This is a genomic window from Amycolatopsis sp. NPDC004772 (assembly GCF_053601215.1).
The window spans coordinates 1-22,313 of sequence record NZ_JBSGBK010000119.1; the positions used below are offsets into that span (position 1 = coordinate 1).

The window sequence follows — 22,313 nt, forward strand, 5'->3', positions numbered from 1 at the left end:
GAGTGGTAAGGCGGGTTCTAACCCGCCTTACCACTCACGACGGCCGGAGAGGGTGAGGCTCACTCCGCGAACGCCGGCCGATCCCGGTACTCGGCCTCGCCCAGCACCGCCGGGTTGAGGGTGACCCGGTACGCCGCCGCCTCGGCCCACCAGCGCTCTGCCTCCGCGCGGTCTCCGCGGGCCGCCGCCGTGTTTCCCAAGCCTGTCAACGCCCTGGCCCGCTCGTACTCGTTCCCCGCGTCGTCGGCCACCTCGGCCGCCAGGTGGTAGCTGCGCGCGGCCTCCTCCCAGCGGCCCGCGCGGAAGTGCACCCAGGCCTCGCAGTTGACCGACATCGCCCGGTCCACCGGCAGCTGAGCGAGCTCCGACGCCTCCGAAGCCGCCGCCAGGGCCTCGGGGAACCGGTCCAGGGCCACCGAAGCGAGGGCGATTCCGCGCAGTGCGATCACCACGTTGCGGGTGCGGCCCGTGCGGCGGTACACCTCCAGCACCGTCATCAATTCGGGCAAGGCTGCTTCCGCTTCGCCGCGGTACAGGCGCGCCCACGCCAAGCTGGACAGCGCGTCGATCGTGCCCCGGTCGTCCCTGGCCAGGGCGAACTCCGCCTGGGCCTGCTGGTGGAAGCGGACCGCCTCGTCGGGGCGGCCGGCCTCGATGTGGGCCATGCCGAGGTTGTTGAGGATCATGCCCGTCGCGCTCGGGTCGGCCGCCGCGCGGGCCGCCTCCAGTGCTCGCTCGTGCGTGCGGATCCACGGCTCGAACAGCTTTTCGCGGAAGAAGAACGCCCGGAGCACGAACGCCAGCTGCCAGCAGCGGTCGTGCAACCCGTGGCGGGCCGCGGTATCGACGATGTCCGCGAGCGTCGGCCACTGTGCGCCCAGCCAAGCCAGTGCGCTTTCGGCGTCCGAAAACGGCGTGACGGCCGGGGCCGGCAGGCCGGTCGGCGGGCGGAAGCGGTACGGCTCGGCGAGCTCGTCGGCCGCCACCGTCAGCGCGACGAGGTGCTCGACCAGCCGGCGTACGGCGACTTCGCGGTCCTCCGCGTCCAGCTGGGGCAACGCGTGCTTCGCCGCGAAGGTGCGCATCAGGTCGTGGAGCTCGACGTACCCGCGTTCGTCGCGGACGACCAGGTGGGCGTCGTGCAGCCGGTCGACCAGCCGATCCGTTTCGCCTGCGTCGAGACCGCCGAGCGCTTCGACGGCGCTCGTCTCGGCGGCCGCCGCGGGGTGCAGGGCGAGCAGGCCCAGCAACCGCCGCTGGTCGCCGGGCAGTGCTTCGTACGAGACGGCGAACGCGGTGGCGACGCTTCGCTCGCCGTCCTCCAGCGCGCCGAGGCGGGTTGTCTCGTCGGCCAGCCGGTCACGCAGCTTCGCCGCCGTCCAGCCGCCCGCGATGAACCGGGCCGCGACGATCCGGACCGCGAGCGGCAACTGCCCGCAGTGCCGGACGATCTCGGTCGCCACCTCGTCGTCGGCCGGCGCGTGGTCGCCGGCGACGGACCGCAGCAGCCGCACGGAGTCGCCCAGCGGCAGCACGCCGACCGGGAAGTGCCAGGCGTCGTCGAGCGCCGGCAGCCGGCCGCGGCTGGTCACCAGGATCCGCGACGACGTCTCGCCGTCGGCGATGGCCCGGATCTGCTCGGCGGACCGGACGTTGTCCAGCACGAGGATCATCCGCCGCCCGCGCAGCTGGTCTCGGACCAGGTTGGCCAGGCCGTCTTCGTCGGCCGGGAGCTGGTCGGCCGAGACGTCCAGCAGCCGCAGCAGCCGGTGCAGCGCTTCGCCCGGCGACAGCTCGACGGCGCCGGGAGTGTGGCCCCGGAGATCGAAGAACAGGCAGCCGTCCGGGAAGGTCTCCGCGACCTGCCGGGCGGCGGCGACGGCCAGCGCCGTCTTGCCCGCGCCCGCCATTCCGTGCACCACCCCGACCCGGGCGCTGTCCCGCCCGCGCAGCAGCGCGGAAAGCGTCTCCAGTTCGGTTTCGCGGCCGACGAAGTACCGGCCGCTGTCCGGCAGCCCGACGATGCCGCCGGCGCTGCGGCGGGCGGGGAATGCCGATTCCGCGACGAGGGCGAGCAGTTCTCCGCCCGCTCCCAGTGCCTGGTCGCAGGCCTTGGCGAGCTCGCGGTTCACGCGGGCCTTGCCGTTCTCCACCTTGCTGAGGTAGCCCTTGGTGAAATGGACGGACGCAGCGAGTCCGGTCAGTGACATGCCGACCGACATCCGTCGACGCTTCAATTCCGCTCCAAAGTCCGGCATGGGTCGATCATCCTGTAATCGGTGAACGGGGGGAAGGTCCGCCGGCGGCCCGGGCCCGCCGGCGAGTCACTGGTCAGCCCAGCAGGGAGACCAGCTGGCCGAGCACGATGATGAGGTGCGTGTGCATCGCGTTCCCCTTTCCGGATCACCGTCACCGCGGTTTTCCCGCGGTGGCTTCCTTGGGTGCCGGAGGATTCCGGCGAACCAAGCTTGACCCGGCGAATTGCCCGGCGGGAGACGTTTCCCGTTGCCTCTCAAAGGAAATCGCTGACCTGCGCGGTTTCCCGGAACGGGAAACGGCGGGAAACAGGTGATGGCGTCGTGGAGCGGGCCGGAGGTGGGTAGACTTCCACGCAACGACCAAGACGGAGGTGACGGCTTGGCTCAGGAGGCGGCCGAAGCGAAGATCAACGCTCTCTCAGCGGAGCTGAAACTGCTTCGCAAGGGGCTCGGCGTCCAAGCGAAGACCCTGCCTGCGCTCGTCGGGGAACAGTTGCGCGAAGTGTGTGGTGTCGACGAAGAAGACACTCCGGGAACGGTTCGCGGCAAGGTGGTCGAAACGCTTCGCCGGTTGATCGAGAAGCTGCCCGAATCGCAGCGGCGCACGGCGCGGATCGTCCTGGGGTTCGGCACCGGCCCGAACGAGCGCTACACCCAGCGCCTCGAACTGCTGGGCACGGGCGCCGACCGGAACGTGCGCACGATGCAGCGCCGCGCCGACGACGTCATCTACCTGATCGCCGAGGCCGCGTACGGTGCGCCGTCGCCCTACGGCGGCTCGCTCATCAGCGACGACGGCCCTTGGCACACGTCGGCGCTGGCCGTCCGGCTGACCTTGACCGGGGTGGCGGCCGCCGAGGTCTTCGAGACGCGCCGGGTGGTCAGCCACGTCGCCGGGCTCGCCGACGTCGAGCACGCGATCTCCCTCGCCCGGCCGGCGAGCACCACCGTCCAGCCGGACCTTTCGGGCCTGGGCATCGACGTCGTCGCCGGCGGTGAGGTGCATTCGGTGCGGATGGTCAGCTCGTCCCGGGTCGCGTTCAGCCTGCGCCCGCCGCAGCCGCTGGACGCGGGTGACGAGCACGAGTTCTTCTTCCGCATCCGGGTCGACGAGCTGCCCTCGCCGTTTTACTGCTGCACGCCGGAATTCCCGTGCGAGAGCTTCGACCTCAACGTCCGGTTCGACCGGCGGCAGCCACCGCAGCGCGTCTGGCGCATCGACGGCGAATTCTCCAAGGACGCCCAGGACCCGCTGACCGCGCGCAAGCCGCTCTTCCTCGACAACGCGGGCGAGGTGCACACCAGCTTCCGCGAGCTGCGGCCGGCGCGGTCCTACGGCGTGGGCTGGCAGCCCGCTTCTTGAACCACCAGCCGCTTCCCCGTGCACCGGAGCGAGCCGGCTGTGCGGTGTCCGCTCCATGCTCCTCCTCGCCATGACCGCCACCGTCCACAATGCCGCATCGGGCGAGCGTTGGGCGTGACGAAAAGTGGACAAAAACTCGACAGTGCTCATGCCGGGGCTTCGCCCCGGGCCGGGGGCTCCGCCACCCGGAGCCCCCGGAAAGCAGGAAGTGCCTACCCAGCTCAACAGCGCCGTCCGTGCCATCATCGGGCATGGTCACGAGTGAACCCGAGCTCAACAGCGGCGTGCTGCCCGGGAACGTGCGCGCCGACGACTGGATCATGCTGGTGCTCGCCGCCGGTTCGGTCGGGCTGCTCGGGTTCATGGTGCTCAGCCCGCCCGCGCGCGATGTCGGGCTCGTCATCTTCTCCGTCGACTGCGGGATCTGCGGGATCTTCCTGCTCGAGTTCCTGTGGCGGTGGCGGAAACGGCGGTGGGCGCGGAAGTTCCTCGTGCGCAACTGGTACGAGCTGTTCGCCATGATCCCGGTCGCGCACCCCGCCATGGCCGCGCACAAGTTCATCAGCGTCGTCCTGCTGCTCGTGCGGATCGGGCGGGCCGCGGACCGGGCCGTCGGCGAGCAGTTCACCTACCGGCTCGTCGACAAGCTGTCCGAGCCGATCGTGAAGGCGATCAAGAAACCGGTGACCATCGCCGTGCTCGACGAGGTCGTCAAGGTGCTCGAAACCGGCAACTACCCGGAAAACCTGGCCAAGTCGCTCGGGGCGCACAAGGACGAGCTGCGCTCGATCATCGCCGAGAAGATCGCCGCGGACCCGCAGCTCGGGAAGCTCAAGCGGCTGCCCTTCCACGACGAGATCGTGCGCGCCTGCGTCGACACCTCGTTCCGCGTGCTGCTGGAGGTCCTCCTCGACCCGCGGATCGACGACTTCTTCTCCGCCGTGGTCCGCGACAACCGCGAGCAGATCCGGGTGGCCGTGCAGCTCGGGCTCAACGAGGTCGACGACGAAGACCGCGAGAAGGCCCTGGGCGTGCGCACCCAGCGCGCGGCCGCGCACGAGTACGACCGGCTGCACCCGGGTTCACGCCCTTAGGTACTCGCCCAGGCGGGCGGCCGCGGCGAGCATCGCCAGGCCACGGGCGGTCAGCCGGTCCTGCCAGGTTTCGAGCGCCTCGGCCAGCGACTCCGTGCCGCCCGCGGTGCGGACCTGCTCGACCACCGTCGCGATGTGGGCCAGCGGGTAGCCGCCGCGGCGGAGCAGGTGGGCCAGTTCGGCGTCGCGGACGTCGGCCGCCTGGAAGACCCGGTGGCCGGTCGCCCGGTTCCGCGAAGGCACCAGGATGCCCGCACGTTCCCAGGCCCGCACGGTCGCCGCCGTGACGCCGAGCCGGTGCGCGAGCTCGCCGATCGACCAGCCGGCGGCGGCCGGCCCGGGTGCCGCCCCGGTCGTCAGGTGCCCGATCGCCGTGCGGACCGTGTTGAGGGTTTCGCGGTCCCGGAGCAGCTGCTCGTGGCCGCGGTCGACGAGCGTCAGCGCGCGGGCGAGGTCGCCGTCGTTGGCCGCGAGCATGATCCCGCCGGCGGTGGCGTGCCCGTAGGCCGGGACCAGCGAGAGGAACGCGCGGAGGGCGGCCGCGTGTGCTTCGGTGTAGATCCGGTAGCCGCTCGCGGTGCGGGCCGCCGGCGGGAGGAAGCCGTCCTGTTCGTAGTTGCGGACCGCCTGCGTGGAGATGCCGTGCTCGCGGGCGAGGTCAGCAGGTCTCAACCGAGTCTTCAAGGATACGATTCAACCACATGGACCTCACCGACTTCACCGCCGAGCTGCTCGGGCTGGGCGAGCCGACCCACTTCGAGCCGGCCTGCGCGTGGCTGCGCAACGACCTCTTCGCCCGGCTCGCCGAGCACGGCTTCCGGTCGATCGCCTTGGAGACCGACCGCGTCGCCGCGCTCGACGGCGGCTTCTCGCACAACCTGGGCGAAGTGGCCGCCAACCAGCAGCTGCTGAAGTGGCTGCGCGAGTACAACGAAACCGCCGAAGAACCGCTGACCTTCCACGGCTTCGACGCCCCGACCGAGATGTTCAGCGCCCCCAGCCCGCGCACCTACCTCGAACACGTCCGCGACTACCTCGGCCTGGACGTCGACATCGCGGCGCTGACCGGCGACGACGAGCGGTGGAGCCGGTCCGAGGCGATCCTCGACCCGGCCCAGTCGCCCGGCGCGTCGCCCGAGGCCCGCGAGCTGCGGGTCATCGCCGACGACCTGCTCGTCGCCCTCCACGCCGCCGCACCCCGATGGGACGCGGCCTGGGAGCGGGCCAAGGTGCACGCCGTCGCGGGACGCGGCCTGCTGCGCTACCACGCGGCGTCCGCCCAGCCCGGCGACCGGGACACCAGGATTTCGCGGCTCGCGGGCATGCGCGCGGTGCTCATGGCCGAGAACCTCCTGGACATCCGGGCCATCGAGGCACCCCGCGGCCCGACGCTGGTGTTCGCGCACAACGGTCACCTGCAGCGTTCGGGGGCCGGCGCGGGCGCGATCGTCGGGGCCCTCCTCGGCGACCGGTACGCGTTCGTCGCCGGCAGCCTCGGCCGCAGCAAAGCCATCGGCCTCGGCGAGCCGGCGCCGGACACCTACGAAGGCGCACTCCAGCGGGACACCGAAACCTGGCGGCTGGCCGCCGTTCCGGCCGGGCGCGAGCGCACCGACACCAAGCCCGAACGCGGCTATTTCGGCCTCGACGCCGCCCTCCTCGAAAATGCCACAGCGGTGTGGCATATAGCCCTAGGCACGGAAAGCCCCCGCACCGAGCCGGGTGCGGGGGCTGCCGAGGACCCGGTTACGGGTAGCTGACCACGTTGACCGGCACCGTGCCCGAAGGCGTGACACCGCCGGTGTCGTTGATGACGTGCGTGATCGTGCCGCGGTAGTTGAGCGACACCGTCAGCAGGCTGTGGAACCGGACGCCGCTGGTGTTCGGCACCTCGAACGCGTGGTAGCTGGACACCGCCGGGTTCGTGTCGAAGAAGCAGTAGCTCCCGAGGCCCCACGCCTCATGGGACGTCACGTTCGACCCGACCTTGTACGCGGCGTACCCGGCGACACCCGATGGGGCGTTCCACGACGCCTGGTTCGGCACGTCGTAGGGCATCTCGTTCTGGAAGAAGATCGTCCGGCCGCCCTGGCCGTTCCAGATCACCTGGTACTTCTGGTAGTGCTCGACGAACAGGCCGGTGGCCAGCACGTTCGCGCCGTTCACCACGAGCCCGGTGTCGGCCGTGTTGGTGTTCCAGCCGTACGTGCCCGCGTTGCCGTGGTCGGCCCGCCACGCCCAGATGTGGTCGATGATCGTGTTGGCGCTGTTGACGATCAGGCTGTTCGTCGCCTTGCCGGCGATCGCGCCGCCGATCCGGAAGAACACGTCCTGGACCGTCGTCGGGTTCGACGCGTGCGACGCCGACGAGCCGGACTGGCCGACCGTCAGCAGGGCCTGCGAGTTCGTCGTGCCCGCGTCGAAGAGCAGGCCCTTGAGCCGGACGCCGTCCACATCGGACACCTGCATCGCGTTGACGCCGTTGTCCGGCACCAGGGTCGGGTAGCCGATGCCGAGGATGGTCGTGTTCGCGCGGGTCACGTTGAGCGTCTGGTTGAGGTGGTAGACGCCCGGCGTGAAGAACAGGTTGCAGCCCGCGGAGAGGGCGTTGTTGATCGACGCGGCCGTGTCGCCGGACTTGACGACGTAGAACTGGCTCATCGGCGCCGACGTGCCCGGGGTGCTGCCGTTCGCCCAGCTCGGGCCGGACGCGTTGGTGCGCAGGGACGGCAGGAACACGCGGTACTTGCCGGTGCCGTCGACGTAGAGGTAGGGCACGTCGCGCGAGACCGGGGTCGTCGCGAGCGTGGTCTCGGGCGGGTTCGGGAAGGTGGTCGCCGGCGCGCCGCTGGTGCCGGAGAAGACCATGTTCCAGACGCCGCCGTTCCAGCTGCCGAGCTGCGAGTCGCGGGTGTACCACTGCTGCTGCGACACCGACGCGGCCTGGCCGGCCACCTTCGTGTCGGCGATGTAGCCGCCGCTGGCGAAGCCGTAGCTCGCCGGGTACAGCTGCAGCCCGCCGCGGACGTCCATCCGGCGGAACGGCGCGGCCTGCGCCACCGCCCACCGCTCGTTGCCGCCGGAGGGGTTGACGGCCATGTTCTCGGCCGAGCGCCAGAAGTTCTGCAGCGCGACGCCGTTGTCGGAGGCGTTGAAGGCGTCGACCGTGACGTCCCCGTTGATCAGGACGTCACCCGGGTTCTGCCCGAGGCCGGCGACGGAGGTGTAGAAGCCCACGTTGTCGTGCACGTTGTTGTACGTGCCCGGCTTGAACAGGTGCGCGACGCGCCGGTCCGCCATCTGCGCGGTCAGCGTGTCCTTCTGGTTGTTGAAGTCGGTGTCCAGCTGCGCCTGGATCGTCGCCGCCGACATGCCCGGGTCGAAGATCCGCACGTTCGGCCCGAAGTTCGGGGTGTCGGACTGCGTCGGACAGCCGGCCTGCGTGCCGATCGTGTAGCTCGCGCTCGACACCGGGGACGTCGTCGAACCGGACTTGAGGGCGATCGCGTTGACCGTGCGGGAGTTCGGGACGCTGATCGGTCCGCTGTAGAGCGTGGAGGACGCGGTCGGCGTCGAGCCGTCCACCGTGTACCGGATGGTCGCGCCCGCGGTGGCGCTGCTGATCGTCACCGTCTGGGCTGCCGAGTAGGTGCCGCCCGGTGGGCTGAACGTCGGCGCCGCGACCGTCGTCGTGCCGCCGCCGACGGTGTAGCTGAAGTGCGGGGTGTCGTACTGCGGGCCGCTCTTCTCGTAGGTGAACCAGTAGTCGAGGACGTTTCCGCTGCTCAGGCCGTTGACGGTGGTCCGCCAGGTGCCGGAGCCGTTGGTCATCCGGACGTTCTGCTGGCCGACGCCCGGCACGCCGGTGTAGTGGATGTCCACGTACAGCGCGGGGGTCGTCGGGGTGAAGCTGATCTGCACCTGGCTGGCACTGGGCTGCGTGACGCTCTGCGTGTAGTCGTCCGCGGCCAGCGCGGCCGGGGCGCTCAGCCCGGCCGCCACCAGCACTGCCGAGGCGACGAGCGCGAGGCCCGGGCCGCGTCGTCGTAACTTGTCCAAGGTCCGGTTCACGCCGTGACACCTCCGCCGTTGGGGATTCCACGAGGCATTTGTTGCGAGTCACAACAAAGTAGCTCCCGCTCAACGGTGCTTCGGTCACTTTTTGGTAACACTTGTCTGGACCAATGCGCGAGTGGGTGACTCAGTTCGTCACTCTTCGTCGCATTCTGACCACGGTGGGCTGCACGCGAACGGCCGCACGGTGGCCATGGTGGACGATGTCCTCCAGCGCGTCCGGCTGCGGGCCGTCGCGGTGGATCACCGCGCCCACCGGCGGCAAGCGGTTCCGGGCCTCCTCCGTGCCGCCGATCCTGCCCGGTCGGGTGACGTTCGCCCAGCGCGTTTTCGCTGGTCGGCCCGCGGGGTAAGGATGTCGGCATGCTGGACACCGAAGTCCTGTCGCGGACGGCTCCGCGGGCGCTCGACGTCGTCACCCCGCTCGGGGACGTGCGGTTCGCCGTCCGCGCCGGTGGCTGGGACGTGCCCGGGAGACCCGAGCTGACCTGGGGCCTCGCGTCCGGGGCGCGGCTCTGCCGCTGGCGGCACCAGGCCGTGCGGCTGGACGTGCTCTGCGGGACCACCGCGTCCGGGCTGCCCGGCGTCACCCGCGAGACCACCGTCCTGCGGGTGCTGGCCCGGGAGGACGTCGGCGAGTTCGTCGTCCAGGCCGAGCTGGCCGGCGCGCCGCACGAGGACCGGACTTGGGAAAGCGCCTTCACCGCCGAGACCGCCGACGCCGTGGTGAGCGTCGGCGGCCCCGGGGCCGAGCTGCTGCGGCGGTGCTCGCGGGCCGGGCAGCACGTGCCGCCGTACTGGTCGCGGCTGGTCGGCGGGGACGCCGTCGAGCGGACCGGGGGCCGGCTCACCTGGCGGCTGCCCCGGGTCGACCGCGGCGACTACGCCGAGCTGTGGGTGTCCGTCGCGTGGTGTGCGCCGGGCGGGGACCCGGGCCGCGCCGTCGACATCGACGCGGCCCGGGTGCTGCGGGAGCTAACCCAGTGAAATCCGGTCCAGATCCGGCGCCCCGGAACGGTCGTTGCCGATCCGGATCGTATTGGCGCCCGCGGTCAGCGGCACCGGGACCGAAGTGGTGTACGGGGTGTTGTTCCCGACGCCGCTCACCTTGACCTCCACCGGCGCGCCGCCGTTCACCGACACGAAGTACGACCGGTCGCCGTTGACGGTGAAGTCCAGGTACAGCAGGTACTGCCCCGCCGCGGGGACGGTCACTCCGGAGAACGTCACGGCCGCGCCCGGCCCGATGTTGCGCACCTTCTGCCCGCCCGAGCACGGCGAGCAACTGGTGACACCGGCGTCACCGATGTCGTTCGCCGAGTCCTCCGCTTCCCGCATGAACACCCGGTCCGCGGGCCGCGGCTTCACCTGCACCGGCTTGCTGACGGACTTCGCGCGCCCGAGCGTCCGGAACGACGCCGTCACCGGGATGCTCACGTCCTGGGCCGCCGGCGCGGTGACCGTCCAGGACCCGCTCAGCACCTGGCCGAGCCCGAGGGCGGCCGTCGTCGCCGGGCCGCCCGTCACCGTCCAGCCCGCCGGGACCACCGGGGCCAGCGACACCTGGTCGATCGGGTCGTCGACGTCCAGCCGCAGCGACGCATCGATCCGCAGCGACTGCTGACCAGGCGAAACCCATTGGATGCCGGCGGGTTGCACGGTCAACGTCGTCTTCGGCGTGTACGACTCCGGTGGCATCGGCGCCACCGCGATCCGGTCGAGGTCCGCCGTCCCGGACACCTTGATCGTGTTCGCGCCGGCGGTCAGCGGCACCGCGATTGCCCCCGGGGCGGCGACCGGGATCGGCGCCGCGCCGTTGACGCTCACCGAGAGTGTGCCCGGCCCGGCGGTGTCCAGCTGCAGCCGGGACGGGCCCGTGGCCTGGACGTCCCGGAAGACGACGGCGCCGCGGTCGAGCCCGGTCACCGCGTTCGTGCCCGAGCAGGCCTCGCACCACACCGGCGTCGCCTTGCCCTCGAAGCCGTTGCGCCACGATTCCGCTTCCAGGGGCACCTCGCCGCGCGGGTCGGGGTAGCCGTAGGCGACGTCGATCTCGTCGAGGGCCAGCTGCCGGTAGAACGGCTTGGCCTGCGGCCCGGACCACGTGTTCAGCACCTCGAGCTTCAGGTACCGGGCGCGCACCTCGCCGACGTCGATGAACTGGACGCCCCGGTTGCTCGGCAGGGCACCGGTGCGGACCGTGCGCCAGGTCTTGCCGTCGTCGCTGGCGTGAACGCGGTAGTCCTTGATGCGCGCGGAATCCTCGGCGCGGCCGAAGGACTCCCGCGCGTACGTCGGCGACGACTCGCGCTCGTGCACCGCGAGGTAGGCCGTCGACCGCTTCCGGCCCAGGTCCAGCGTCACGGACACCGGGAGCCGGCCGCCCGCGTCCCAGAAGTTCAGGTAACTGCCGTCGACGAGGTTCGCCGCCGACGCCGCGTTGGCGGACGCGGTCGCCTTGATCGTGCTCTTGTCGTAGAAGTACTGCTGCCCGGTGGTGTCCACTTTGAACACCGTGTCGTAGGTGTCCCAGCTTTCGATGTCCAGAATGGACAGATAGCCGCCGGACTGGGCGAACCGCATCGGCTTCCCGGTGCGCAGGTCGGACACGCCGGTCACGCGGTAACCGTTGTCCCGCAGCCGGACCAGGTTCGTCGACGGCCGCGTGACGACGTGCACGTACTGCGTGCGGCCCTTGACGGTGATCACGCCGTGAGCGCCGTCGTTCCAGAACCCGGGTTGCATCCCGCCGTACAGGTAGCCGCCGCCTTCGGTGCCGGTCAGCGACTCGCGGATCGGCTGCGTCCAGGACGCCATGAAGTTGTTGAACGCCTCCTGCTGCGGCGGGAACTTGCCGTTCAGCATGGCCGTTTCGGCCATCAGCGACTTGATCGACGAGCCCGCGTTCGTGATGTAGCGGCCGGTGGAGAGCCGGAAGTCGACGGCCTGGTCGCCGCCGCTGTACCACCAGTCACCGTTGGTCGGCAGCTTGTAGTCGGCCTCGGTGAGCCGCGGCATCGGCGTGTAGACGGCCTGCGGGTAGTCGTACGACGGCGTCATGCCGGTCTTCTGCTCGTTGCTGACCGTGTCCATGATCGGCGTGTCTTCGTTGTTGTTGCTCAGCAGCCAGGACGGCCGCTTCTCGCGGATGTGCTCGTAGAGCCCGTGCTGCTCCCAGTACTCGTTGTCGTTGTCGATCCAGAACCCGGCGAGAGCGGAGTAGCGGTCCATGACCTCGTCGAACAGGTCGTAGGAGAACTCGCCGAAGCCGGGCCGGGTCGTCAGGTCGACCTGGTGGCCCTTGTAGGCCGAGTAGGCGGCCGAGTCGAGGGACTCGTGGCCGGTTTCGTTGTGCCACTGGGGATCGTCGGTCAGGTAGAGCATGACGCGCACGCCCTTGGCCTGGCCCGCGGCGATCAGCTCGCCGAGGAAGTCGCGCTGCGTCGAGCAGCTGCCGGGGATCTTCGACGGCCACGGCCGCGCGTACCCCAGCCTGCTGTGGAAGGTGGTGAGGACGACGTAGGACGCACCCAGTTTCTTGGCTTCGTCGATCCAGTAGCCCGGCGTCCAGCCGCCGGCGGTGACGTCGCGCTCCCAGGCGGCGCAGTCGGTGTGCCGCGGCGCGGTGAACATGCCCCAGTGCAGGAACAGCCCGGCCGTCGAGGCCCGCAGCCAGTCCTGACGCGGGTGGTAGAGCTCGGCGTTCGCGGGGCTGACCAGGCTCGCCACCAGCGCGACGGCGGCGGCGGCTAGGCAGGCAAGCAGTCGGATTCTCAAAGGACCTCCTCGTCCGGAGAGATCCGATGATTGGTTCCTCATATATCGTACGTCAAGGGAAGATGCCGCTCATCGGCACACAGTCGTCTGATCTGTCACAAACTCCGGTCCGCGTTCGTCAAGGGGGTGATCGCCCCGCGAAAGGACGAACCCGTGAACGACGAGCTCCTGGCCCGCAGCTTCGAGACTCACCGCGACCACCTGCGGTCCGTCGCCTACCGGATGCTGGGCTCGCTGACCGAGGCCGAGGACGCCGTCCAGGAGGCGTGGCTGAAGCTCAGCCGGAGCGACACCGCGGGCGTGGCGAACCTCGCCGGGTGGCTCACCACCGTCGTCGGGCGGGTCTGCCTCGACCTGCTGCGCTCCCGGAAGGCCCGGCGCGAGGACCCGTGGGACACGCTGGTGCCCGACCCGATCGTCAGCCGCGAGGACGCCGGCCCCGAGCACGAGGCGCTGCTGGCCGACTCGGTCGGGCTCGCACTGCTGGTCGTGCTCGACACGCTGACCCCGGCCGAACGGCTCGCGTTCGTGCTGCGGGACATGTTCGCGCTGCCGTTCGAGGAGATCGCCCCGGTCGTCGGCCGGTCCGAGGCGGCGACCCGGCAGCTCGCGAGCCGCGCCCGGCGGCGGGTCCAGGGAGCCCCGGTCGCGCCGGACCCCGACCTCGCCCGCCAGCGCGAAGTCGTCGACGCCTTCCTGGCGGCCGCCCGAGGCGGGGACTTCGACGCGCTGGTCTCCGTCCTCGACCCGGAGGTCGTGCTGCGCGCCGACCACGGCGCGGCCCGGGGCGGCTCGATCGAGGTCCGCGGCGCGGCGGCCGTCGCCGACCAGGCGCTGACGTTCTCGCGCCTCAACGCCGGAGGTGGCGTGGTGCACCGCGCGCTGGTCAACGGCGCTGCGGGCGTGGTCGCCACCCGCGAAGGGCGGCCGTTCTCGGTGCTGGGCTTCACGGTCGCGGGCGGCCGGATCGTCGAGATCGACATCGTCGCCGACCCCGCCCGCCTCGGCCGGCTGGACCTGGCCGTCCTCGGCTAACCACGCACGACCGCGCCGGTTTCGTCGGTGGTCAGGGCGATCTCGCCGGCGTCGTCGAAGTGCAGGTAGCGGGTGCGGCCGTCCGCGTACCGCCGCACCGCGTCGGCCACCACGACCACCAGCTCGCCGTCTTCGATCGCGTAGTGGTCGTCCGGGCTCAGGACTTCGTGGATGTGCGAGCCGTTGGTGACCAGGGTGCGGACGCGGCGGCCGGTGTGGTCGTAGCTGTACAGCGCGTTGACGCCGTCGTCGCCGTGGACCCCGCGCAGCCGGCCGAACGCGTCCCGGATCTCGCTGCCCGGCCCGGGTGCAACCGCCGGGCCGGGCTCGATGTCGCGCACCAGCCCGCCCGGGCCGGTGAGCACGTGCCGTCCGCCGGCCCAGTGCTCGCTGACGCCGTTCGCGTAGTGCACCGCGGTGCGGCGGCCGGTCAGGTCGTAGTCGACGGCGTCGACGAACCCCGGCACGCTCACCAGCCGCCCGACCTCGTCGTACTGGTGGTGCACGGTCAGCCGCCCGGCGCCGGCGTCGGGGTAGGACACCGCCGACACCCGGCCGTCGGCCCGGCGGGTCACGTCGAGCCGGTACTCGACGGCCACGTGCGCCGGGCGCCAGCGCTTCTCGGCCGGCCGGCCGAGCGCGTCGTAGCCGAACTGGGTCACGCCGCACTCGTCGGTGACCCGCACCAGCCGCCCGCAGCTGTGCGGGCCGGCGCCGTGCGGCACCGCCAGCCCGCCGTCGTGGTGGGTGAACGTGGTGACCGGCGTGCCGCGCGGGTCGTCGACCAGCGCCGCGACCACCCGCCCGAGCGCGTCCCGGACCCGGAACACCGTGTGCCCGCCCGCGGTCCGCGACTCGACGACCTGGCCGGCCGCGTCCCGGACGTGCACCGCGCCATCCGAGCCACGCAGCTCCCGCCCGAGCAGGTCGTGCACGCCGACGGCCGCAACCCGGTCTTCCCGGACCGGAAGCGGGCGGCCCAGCGCGTCGTACCGGAACTCCTCCGGCGACGGCAGCGGGTCGCCGTCCCGGAACGCCCGGCTCGTCCGGCACACCAGGCCGCGCGCGCAGTACTCGTGGTGCTCGTCGACGACGTCGCCGAGCAGTTCCGCGTGCCGCCGCTCCAGCAGCCGCCCGGTGCCGTCGTGCAGCTCCGCGGTCACCAGCACCTCCGCCTCGCCCGAGACCGCCCGCTGCTCGGTGGTGACGCGGGTGCCGTCGTAGCGGTGCCGGACGGTCGGCAGGTCCGCCGAGTCACCCGGCCGCACCACCGTTTCGGGCCGGCCCAGCGGGTCGTGGGTCAGCGTGGTCACCGCGCCCGCCGGATCGGTCACCTCGCACACCCGGGCCGTGCGGACGTCGTGGCGGGTGATCGTCACGTTGCCCAGCGGGTCAGTGGCCACCTCGGGGAAGCAGCGGTCGGCCGAGTACCGGACCTCCCGGGTGTGGCCGAGCGGGTCCGTCGTCGTGGTGCGCAGCCCGGAGACGGTGTCGAGCCGGCCGTGGAACGTGGTGACCCACCAGCCTTCCTCGCCGGGACGGCGGTGGTAGCCGTGGTGGCGCAGGTCGGGCGGGCGCGCGCCGTAGACGTCGGCGACGAGCGCGTCGGTGAGCACCAGCTCCTCCCGCGCGGTCAGGAGGCCGTGCGAACCGGCGAGCCCGTCGGGCTCTTCGTCGTAGCGGAAGATGGTGTCGGACAACACTTTCCCGCTGCCGTCCACCGCGCGGACCCGCGCCGGGAGTGCGGTGAACCGGTGTTCGGGATCGGTGACGTACTTCGTCCGCGTCTCGCGCACGACCGGCTCGTGCCCGGGCCGTTCGGTCGTCGCCACCTCCCGGGTCGGGTTCCCGGCCGAGTCGAAGGCCGTCTCCGTCGTGGTGACCGAAACCGGCGTCTCCCGGCGTTCGAACTCCGTCGTCACCGATCTCGTCCATTGTGGACGGCGAAGGTGCTCGACGCGGCGGTACGGCCGGTCCGCCGCCGCGGACCCGTCGAGGCCGTAGACCTCCTCCTTGGCGAGCAGCCCTTCGCCGCCGAACCAGCGCACGGTCCGCAGGGTCGGCGCGTACTCGTCGCCGAGGTCGTCCTGGACGACGCGGCCGAAGCCGGGCGCCCGGCTGTCGTGGTACTCGAACTCCGTCACGCCCACGTGGCCGGTGACCGACTCGCGCAGCGAGACCCGCCGGACCACCGGCACCGAGGCGACGGTCGCGTACTCGATCGCGGTCCGCAGCCCCATCCCGTTGTCGATTTCGCACAGCCGTCCGGTGCGGGGCGGGTCGTCGAAGGAGTGGTACGGCACGGCGTCGAGCACGGACACCCCGCCGCCGGCGCGCGCCCGCGCGGCCAGCTGGACCCGCCGCGGCGGCGAGGCCTCCAGGGAGGCGTAGCCCAGCCGCAGGACCGGAGCGGCGGTTTCGGTGCCGTGCGTGTCGAAGCCGGTGAGCGCCACGGACGTCAGCAGCGACGCGCCGGTGACGTCGTCGGCGTCGTAGTCGAGGGTCCACCGCCGCACCAGCGGCCGCGCCGAGGCGGGCACCCGCAGGTCGATCCGCGCGCACCGCAGCGCCGTCGTGACGAGGGTGCCGCCGCGGCCCCGGCGCAGCACGTCCGGCCGCGGCTCGTAGCTGAACTCCACTTCGTAGGGGCCGTAGGAGACGCGCGTGAGGTAGGCCTGTCCGCTGTGGTGCGCCCAGGCGAACGTCGCGGCGGTGCCGAAGGCGTCCTCGGTCCGGTCGAGGTACCAGGTCGAGCCGTCGCCCGGGCCGAGGAAGTGCCGGAGGCCCGATCGGGTGGTGAGCAGGAAGCCGTCGCCGCGGCGGACCAGCCGGCCCGCCGCGCCGGAGGACGCGTGGTCGTCCGCCGGCCCGACGTGCGGCAGCGGCACGGTGAACCCGCCGCCGAACGGGCCGTTCGCCGCACCGGTCGTGTACCGCAGGGCGAGCGCGGGCGCGCTGCCGCCGGGACCGGGCGGCAGGTCGAGCGGCACCGTGAAGCAGCCGCCGCCGGTCGCCGGTTCCGGTGTGAAGGCGGCTTCGTGCGTGCTCGACCGGAGCACAACCATGGTCATCTCCCCGCATGGATCCGTGACTGTGGAGGGCCAAGTGGGTGAGCCGGGGGCGCCAGATACGTCGTCACCCGTTTGCCGCGGCCGTTATGCATTCGTGACGTCGGTGTCGTATCCCGGGTGCGGCCCGCGGGTCTTTCCCGGGTGCCGTTGGTGATCAGTGGCGGGGGCAGAGGCAGCAGGAGGGTGGACCCGATGGTCGTCAGGTTCGTGCGGGACGAGACCGCGGAAGCAGCGACGGAGGACGCAAGGACGCTCAACGAACTCCCGGCCCCGCCGAGGCAGGTGCTGGACCGGCACGGCGCCCGCGTGCTCGACCCGGCGACGGCGGTCGTCGCGGCCGGGCAGCCGGCCCCGCGCACCACCGTGTACCGGCCGGGCGTGTTCCTGTTGCCCCAGCGGTACCTGCGCGACCAGGAGACGTTGCCGGCGATCAACCGCGTGCTCGCCCGCATCGGCCTCTACGCCGCCCCGGCCGACCGCGGCGGCGACGCCAAGGAGCTCGCCCGCGTCCGGCAGCTCGACGACGTGCCCGTCCGCGCCCTGCTGCACGTGCGCGAAGACGCCGATCCGGTCGTCGTCGACTGCTGGAAGGCGCTCCAGTTCCTGCGGTCCGCCGCCTCGGGCGAGCGGCCGGAACTGGATCCGGACGTGGTCCGGGAGATGTCCGTCGAGCACCTGATGTTCACGACGCCGGTGTTCGGCGGGGTGCCGTGGGAGACCAGCGGCCTCGGCGGCACGCCCTGGGAGACCAGCGGGTTCGGCGCGGGCAGCTCGTACGGGCGCACCCACGGCGCCAACCGGATCCCGGTGACGCTGGCCGCCGCCCCGCCGTACCGCAGCCCGAAGCCCGCCCACCGGCGGCCGGTGATCGCCGTGCTCGACACCGGCATCGGCCCGCACCCGTGGTTCGGGCTGGCCGACCGCTCCGGCCCGCCGCCCGCCGGTTCCGGGCTCGCCGTCGCCCCGGACATCCAGGCCGCGATCCTGCAGGCGGAGCTCGGCTCCGGCACGACCGTGCCCACCCAGCTGCTCCACGACTACTGGGACGCGCCGACGACCGGCCAGCCGCTGATCGGCGACATCGACACCGACACCGGGCACGGCCTGTTCATCGCCGGCATCGTCCGGCAGGCCTGCCCGGAAGCCGACACGCTCGCCATCCGCGTGGTGCACAGCGACGGCGTGGCGTACGAAGCCGACGTGCTGCTCGCGCTGCACCTGCTCGCCGACCGCGTCCGCAACGCGCAGGCGAACAACCGCCCGCAGGACATGGTGGACGTCGTCTCGATCTCGATGGGTTACTACGTCGAAGACCCGGCGGACGTCGCCTTCACCGGCCAGTTCGGTTCGGTGATCGCGGAGCTGCTCGGCCTCGGCGTGCTGGTCGTCGCGGCCGCGGGCAACGACGCCACGACGCGCCGGTTCTACCCGGCCGCCTTCGCCGACCAGCCGCTCGGCGGCGGCAGCGGCCCGCAGGTGATCAGCGTCGGGGCGCTCAACCCCGACGTCGCCACCAGCAAGGCGCTGTTCTCCAACGAAGGCCCGTGGGTGCACTGCTGGGCGACCGGCGCCGGCGTCGTCAGCACGTACCCGACCGACGTCCGCGGCACCGCGGCCGCCGACCACGAGGTGCCGGGCTTCGGCCGCAACTCCTTCGACCCCGACGACTACAGCGCCGGCTTCGCGGTCTGGGACGGGACGTCGTTCGCGGCGCCGCTCGCCGCCGCCGAGCTCGGCAAGGCCCTGCTGCAGTCCGGGGACCTGGCCACGGTCGACCGGGAAACCGTCGTCAAGCGCGCCTGGGCCGCGCTGGGCTCGCTGTGAACGTGGCCAAGACCGACCACGCTCGCGTGGCAACCCTGTTCGACGCCGCGCGGGAGGGCGACCGCGCGGCGCTGGACGAGCTGGTTTCCCTGCTCACGCCGTTGCTCTGGCAGGTGGCGCGCGACCAGGGACTCGACGCCGATCAGGCGGCCGACGTGGTGCAGACGACGTGGCTGCGGCTGCTCGGTTCGTTCGCGGAGATCCGCTCGCCGGTCGCGCTGACCGGCTGGCTGATCACCGTCACCAAGCGGGAGGCCTGGCGCACGGGGGAAAAGCGCCAGGTCGAGCGGCCGCTGCCGGAACTCCCGGAGCGGCTGGCCGAAGCTTCGCCGGCACCCGAGGAGGGGGTGCTGCGCGAGGACCAGCGCGTGCGCTTGTGGCGCGCGGTGGACACCTTGCCCGAACGCTGCCGCAGCCTGCTGCGGATCGTGGCGTTCGTGCACCGGCCGGACTACGCCGAAGTCGGCGCCCGGCTGGGCATGCCGAGGGGGAGTATCGGCCCGACCAGGGGACGCTGCCTCGCGCGCCTGCGCGAGCAGCTACTCGCCAACGGCGAAGGAGATTGGCTGTGACGACCGTCGAACCACCAGGCGCGAACGAGCCCTTGGACGAGCTCGACTTCCGGCTGCTGGCCGGCGTGCGCGAGCTGTGGGAAGACGCCGACCCGATGCCTCCCACGCTGGTGGAGCAGATCCGCTTCGCGATCCAGCTGGAGGACGTCGACCTGGAGGTGATGCGCATCCGGGAGCAGGAGGCCGCCGCCGCGGGCGCGCGCAGTGCCGCCGAGCAGGGCAGGCTCATCACGTTCGACAGCGAAAGCTTGACGATCATGGTGAACGTGAGCCCGGAGCCGGGGGGAACGATCCGCCTGGACGGGTGGCTCACGCCCCCGGCCGGGCACCCGATCGAGGTCCGCACGAGTTCGGGTCCGCTGACCACGACGTCGGACGCGGAGGGCCGGTTCGCGGTGAGCGGGGTGCCGCACGGGATGGTCCAGGTACTGGTGCGCACGGTGGGCCGGTCGAGGACGGTGAGCACACCGGCGGTCGAGCTGTAGCTTTCGACGGTTTCGAAGCTGCCTGATACCTCTGACTCGGAGGTACGATCCGGGGCGTCCTTCCCCGGCCGAAAGGGCAGCCCGTGGTCGCGTCGCCGAGGGTCGAAGACCGGGTCCGCGACCTGCACCGCCGGGCGGTCGCGGCGACCAACAACGGCCAGCCGGTGGTCGGCGGCCGGCTGATCCGGTCCGCCGCGCGGCTGCTCGGCCTGCCCGCCACCGAACCTCCGAACGGGTGGCCCGCCTGGCCCGACCTCGCCACGCGCGTCCTCGGCACCTACGCCGCCGTCGAAACCGCGCTCGGCAACAGCGCCCGCGGGCTCGCGCTGCTCGACGAGGCCGACGTCCTCGTGTCCGACGCCGGGCGCGGGATCCTGCGCCAGCAACGGGGTCTCGTGCTCATCCTGATCGGCCGGATGGACGAAGCCCTCACCTGCTTCGACGAGGCCATCCCGCTGCTGCGGCAGGCCGGCGAGTTCGTCGTGCTCGCCCGGACGCTGCTCAACCGCGCGATGCTGCACCAGTACGCCGGGCGCGTCCGGCTCGCGCTCGCCGACCTCGACCAGTGCGAGCAGATCGGGGCGACCCAGCCCGGAGAAGACGGCCTGGCCCGGATCTTCGCCAAGGCCGCGCACGGCCGCGGCCAGGCGCGGGTGCTCACCGGCGACATCCCGGGCGCGCTGCGCGACTTCGACGCGGCGAGCGGCTTCTACGCCGACCAGAGCGTCGGGATGCTGCCGGTGCTGGCCGTCGACAAGGCGCGGGCGCTGCTGGCCGCCGGGCTGCCGCACGAAGCCGCCGCCGAACTGGACGCGGCGCTCGAGCAGTTCCCGCGGCTGCGGATGAACCAGGAACACGCCGAGGCCGAGCTGACCAGGGCACTGGCCGCGCTGGCGAGCGGCGACCCGGGGGCCGCGCGCAGCTGGGCCGGGCGGGCCGAACGCCGGTTTCGCCGTCGTGGCAACGAAACCTGGGCGGCGGTGGCGCACCTGACCGTGCTGCGCGCGGACTTCGCGGCCGGACGCCGGATCGCCCGCGTGTCCGCCGAGGCGACCGCGCTGGCGGACCGGCTCACCGGGCTGGGCCTGCGCAACGACGCCGAAATCGCGGCCCTGCTGGCGGCCCGGGCCCGGATCGCGCTCGGCGACCTCGACGGCGCCCGCGCCGGCATCGCCCCGCGCGACCGCCGGACCGCACCGCTGGAAAACCGCCTGGTCCGGCGGCTCGCGCTGGCCGAACTCGGGGCGGCGAGCGGCCACCGGCGCGTCACCTTCGCGAACGCGCGGGCCGGGCTGACCCAGCTGCAGCGGCACCGCAGCCGGTTCGGCAGCGTCGACCTGCAGACCGGGACGACGTCGCTGGGTAAGGAACTTGCCGACGCGGGGCTCGCCGCCGCGCTCGCCCAGCGCTCGCCGGGGGTGGTGTTCCGCTGGCTCGACCGCTCGCGCGCGCAGGCGTTCCGGTTCCGGCCGGTGCGCCCGCCGGCCCACCCGGAGACCGTCGACGCCGTCGCCGAGCTGCGGTTCCTGTCGATGCAGATCCGCGCGGGCGAGCTGGCCGGGAAGCCGGACGCCCAGGCCGTGAAGCGGTGTGCCGCGCTGGAACGGGAAATCCGCGCCAAGGGCTGGCAGGCCGAGGGCGTCGACGCCGACCACGCCGAGGCGAAACTGCGTGAAATCGGCGACGAGCTCGCGGCGACCGGCAGCGCGATGGTCTGCTTCCTCGCCGACCGCGGGGCGTTGTGCGCGCAGGTGATCGCGAACCACCGGGTGGCGCTGGTCGAGCTCGGCCCGGCGGCGGCGGTCGCGGAGCCGGTCGCGCGGCTGCACAGCGACCTCGACGCGTTGTGCGGGCGCCAGCTGCCGCCGCAGCTGGACCGGGTCATCCGCCGTTCGGTGCGGACGCAGGTCACCGCGCTGGACGCGATCCTGCTGGCGCCGCTGGCACCTCGGCTCGGCGACCTCGACGTCGTCGTCGTGCCGACCGGCGCGCTGTCGGCGATCCCGTGGGGGCTGCTGCCGACGCTGCACGGCCGCCCGGTGACGGTCACGCCGTCGTCGTCGGCCTGGTTCGACGCCGGCCGCCGGTCCGGCCGGGCGACCGGTGCACCGCTGCTCGTCGCGGGGTCCGACCTGACCCACGCCGAAGCCGAAGTCGCCCGCCTGGCCCCGCTGTACCCGGACGCCGAGGTGCTGACCGGCCCGGACGCGACGGTCGCGGCGACGCTCAAGGCGTTCGACGGCTGCCGCCTGGCCCACTTCGCCGCGCACGGCCACCACGAGCAGGAGAACGTGCTGTTTTCCCGGCTGAACCTGGCCGACGGGCCGCTGATGGCCTACGACGTCCAGCAACTGGCGACGGCCCCGGAGCAGGTGGTGCTGTCCTCGTGCGACGTCGGCCAGACGGTGGTGCGGGCGGGCGACGAAGTCCTCGGCTTCACGGCGGCGCTGCTCTACGGCGGCAGCCGCACGGTGGTCTCGAGCGTGGCCCGGGTCGACGACCGCACGGCGGGCGGCGTGATGCTGGCGTTCCACAAGGCACTGGCGGCGGGCACACCCCCGGCGCGTGCCTTGGCGGACGCGGCGCAGACGGAACCGCTGATGCCGTTCGTCTGCTTCGGCCGCAGCTGACCAGCCCAAACGCCCCAATGTGGCGTTCGGTGCGTCAGATGCACCCAATGTGGCGTTCGGTGCGTCTGACGCAACCAACGCCACATTGGGGCGCTTGGGGACAGGGCCTGGCTTCACTCGATCGAGTGAA

The 22,313-nt window shown here is 72.2% G+C and carries 14 protein-coding genes; 9 read left to right on the forward strand and 5 right to left on the reverse strand.

Annotated elements, in window-relative coordinates; translation table 11 throughout:
* Nucleotides 1-59: 59 nt before the first annotated feature.
* The gene (locus tag ACWEF6_RS39485; RefSeq protein WP_449687636.1) at nucleotides 60-2,258 is read right to left on the reverse strand and encodes a helix-turn-helix domain-containing protein; all 2,199 of its coding nucleotides are present in this window, start codon (nucleotides 2,256-2,258) and stop codon (nucleotides 60-62) included.
* Between the two features lie 379 nt (nucleotides 2,259-2,637).
* On the opposite strand from ACWEF6_RS39485, the gene ACWEF6_RS39490 reads away from it, so the two are divergent.
* Together ACWEF6_RS39490 and ACWEF6_RS39495 are read left to right on the forward strand one after the other, a co-directional pair.
* Complete coding sequence (locus ACWEF6_RS39490) at nucleotides 2,638-3,621, forward strand: hypothetical protein (protein WP_449677845.1); 984 nt, start codon at nucleotides 2,638-2,640, stop codon at nucleotides 3,619-3,621.
* 251 nt (nucleotides 3,622-3,872) lie between these two features.
* Complete coding sequence (locus ACWEF6_RS39495; protein ID WP_449687637.1) at nucleotides 3,873-4,715, forward strand: ion transporter; 843 nt, start codon at nucleotides 3,873-3,875, stop codon at nucleotides 4,713-4,715.
* On the opposite strand, the gene ACWEF6_RS39500 is transcribed toward ACWEF6_RS39495, so the two are convergent.
* The gene (locus ACWEF6_RS39500) at nucleotides 4,704-5,399 is read right to left on the reverse strand and encodes a MerR family transcriptional regulator (RefSeq protein WP_449687638.1); all 696 of its coding nucleotides are present in this window, start codon (nucleotides 5,397-5,399) and stop codon (nucleotides 4,704-4,706) included. The two genes, ACWEF6_RS39495 and ACWEF6_RS39500, sit on opposite strands and share 12 nt — an antisense overlap.
* Before the next feature lie 17 nt (nucleotides 5,400-5,416).
* On the opposite strand from ACWEF6_RS39500, the gene ACWEF6_RS39505 reads away from it, so the two are divergent.
* Nucleotides 5,417-6,475, forward strand: a complete 1,059-nt coding sequence (locus ACWEF6_RS39505; protein ID WP_449687639.1) for an erythromycin esterase family protein — start codon at nucleotides 5,417-5,419, stop codon at nucleotides 6,473-6,475.
* Here ACWEF6_RS39505 and ACWEF6_RS39510 read toward each other — a convergent pair.
* Entirely contained in the window at nucleotides 6,462-8,786 is a 2,325-nt protein-coding gene (locus tag ACWEF6_RS39510) for a chitobiase/beta-hexosaminidase C-terminal domain-containing protein (RefSeq protein ID WP_449687640.1), read from the reverse strand. The genes ACWEF6_RS39505 and ACWEF6_RS39510 overlap by 14 nt on opposite strands.
* 366 nt (nucleotides 8,787-9,152) lie before the next feature.
* Here ACWEF6_RS39510 and ACWEF6_RS39515 point away from each other — a divergent pair, with 366 nt between their 5' ends.
* Nucleotides 9,153-9,776: a hypothetical protein gene (locus ACWEF6_RS39515; RefSeq protein ID WP_449687641.1), complete on the forward strand. Its 624-nt coding sequence runs from the start codon at nucleotides 9,153-9,155 to the stop codon at nucleotides 9,774-9,776.
* Here the strand turns inward: ACWEF6_RS39515 and ACWEF6_RS39520 are convergent.
* Nucleotides 9,765-12,566: an alpha-L-fucosidase gene (locus tag ACWEF6_RS39520; RefSeq protein ID WP_449687642.1), complete on the reverse strand. Its 2,802-nt coding sequence runs from the start codon at nucleotides 12,564-12,566 to the stop codon at nucleotides 9,765-9,767. The two genes, ACWEF6_RS39515 and ACWEF6_RS39520, sit on opposite strands and share 12 nt — an antisense overlap.
* Before the next feature lie 153 nt (nucleotides 12,567-12,719).
* Here ACWEF6_RS39520 and ACWEF6_RS39525 point away from each other — a divergent pair, with 153 nt between their 5' ends.
* Entirely contained in the window at nucleotides 12,720-13,601 is an 882-nt protein-coding gene (locus ACWEF6_RS39525; RefSeq protein ID WP_449687643.1) for a sigma-70 family RNA polymerase sigma factor, read from the forward strand.
* Here ACWEF6_RS39525 and ACWEF6_RS39530 read toward each other — a convergent pair.
* A complete protein-coding gene (locus ACWEF6_RS39530) occupies nucleotides 13,598-16,666 on the reverse strand; it encodes an RHS repeat domain-containing protein (RefSeq protein ID WP_449687644.1) in 3,069 nt (1,022 codons plus the stop codon). The two genes, ACWEF6_RS39525 and ACWEF6_RS39530, sit on opposite strands and share 4 nt — an antisense overlap.
* Nucleotides 16,667-16,864: 198 nt before the next feature.
* Here ACWEF6_RS39530 and ACWEF6_RS39535 point away from each other — a divergent pair, with 198 nt between their 5' ends.
* The 4 genes from ACWEF6_RS39535 (at nucleotide 16,865) to ACWEF6_RS39550 (ending at nucleotide 22,183) form a co-directional block, all read left to right on the forward strand.
* The gene (locus ACWEF6_RS39535) at nucleotides 16,865-18,496 is read left to right on the forward strand and encodes a S8 family serine peptidase (RefSeq protein ID WP_449687645.1); all 1,632 of its coding nucleotides are present in this window, start codon (nucleotides 16,865-16,867) and stop codon (nucleotides 18,494-18,496) included.
* Nucleotides 18,493-19,068, forward strand: coding sequence for an RNA polymerase sigma factor (locus ACWEF6_RS39540; RefSeq protein WP_449687646.1), 576 nt, complete (start codon nucleotides 18,493-18,495; stop codon nucleotides 19,066-19,068). Before ACWEF6_RS39535 ends, ACWEF6_RS39540 begins: the two co-directional genes overlap by 4 nt.
* Nucleotides 19,065-19,553, forward strand: a complete 489-nt coding sequence (locus tag ACWEF6_RS39545; protein ID WP_449687647.1) for a hypothetical protein — start codon at nucleotides 19,065-19,067, stop codon at nucleotides 19,551-19,553. Before ACWEF6_RS39540 ends, ACWEF6_RS39545 begins: the two co-directional genes overlap by 4 nt.
* Before the next feature lie 83 nt (nucleotides 19,554-19,636).
* The gene (locus tag ACWEF6_RS39550) at nucleotides 19,637-22,183 is read left to right on the forward strand and encodes a CHAT domain-containing protein (protein WP_449687648.1); all 2,547 of its coding nucleotides are present in this window, start codon (nucleotides 19,637-19,639) and stop codon (nucleotides 22,181-22,183) included.
* Nucleotides 22,184-22,313: the final 130 nt, after the last annotated feature.

What these genes read in the sequence shown, in the direction of transcription:
- ACWEF6_RS39485 (WP_449687636.1), bottom strand. Translation starts at nt 2,258, where the DNA reads ATGCCGGACTTTGGAGCGGAATTGAAGCGTCGACGGATGTCGGTCGGC.
- ACWEF6_RS39495 (WP_449687637.1), top strand. Translation starts at nt 3,873, where the DNA reads ATGGTCACGAGTGAACCCGAGCTCAACAGCGGCGTGCTGCCCGGGAAC.
- ACWEF6_RS39505 (WP_449687639.1), top strand. Translation starts at nt 5,417, where the DNA reads ATGGACCTCACCGACTTCACCGCCGAGCTGCTCGGGCTGGGCGAGCCG.
- ACWEF6_RS39515 (WP_449687641.1), top strand. Translation starts at nt 9,153, where the DNA reads ATGCTGGACACCGAAGTCCTGTCGCGGACGGCTCCGCGGGCGCTCGAC.
- ACWEF6_RS39530 (WP_449687644.1), bottom strand. Translation starts at nt 16,666, where the DNA reads ATGGTTGTGCTCCGGTCGAGCACGCACGAAGCCGCCTTCACACCGGAA.
- ACWEF6_RS39535 (WP_449687645.1), top strand. Translation starts at nt 16,865, where the DNA reads ATGGTCGTCAGGTTCGTGCGGGACGAGACCGCGGAAGCAGCGACGGAG.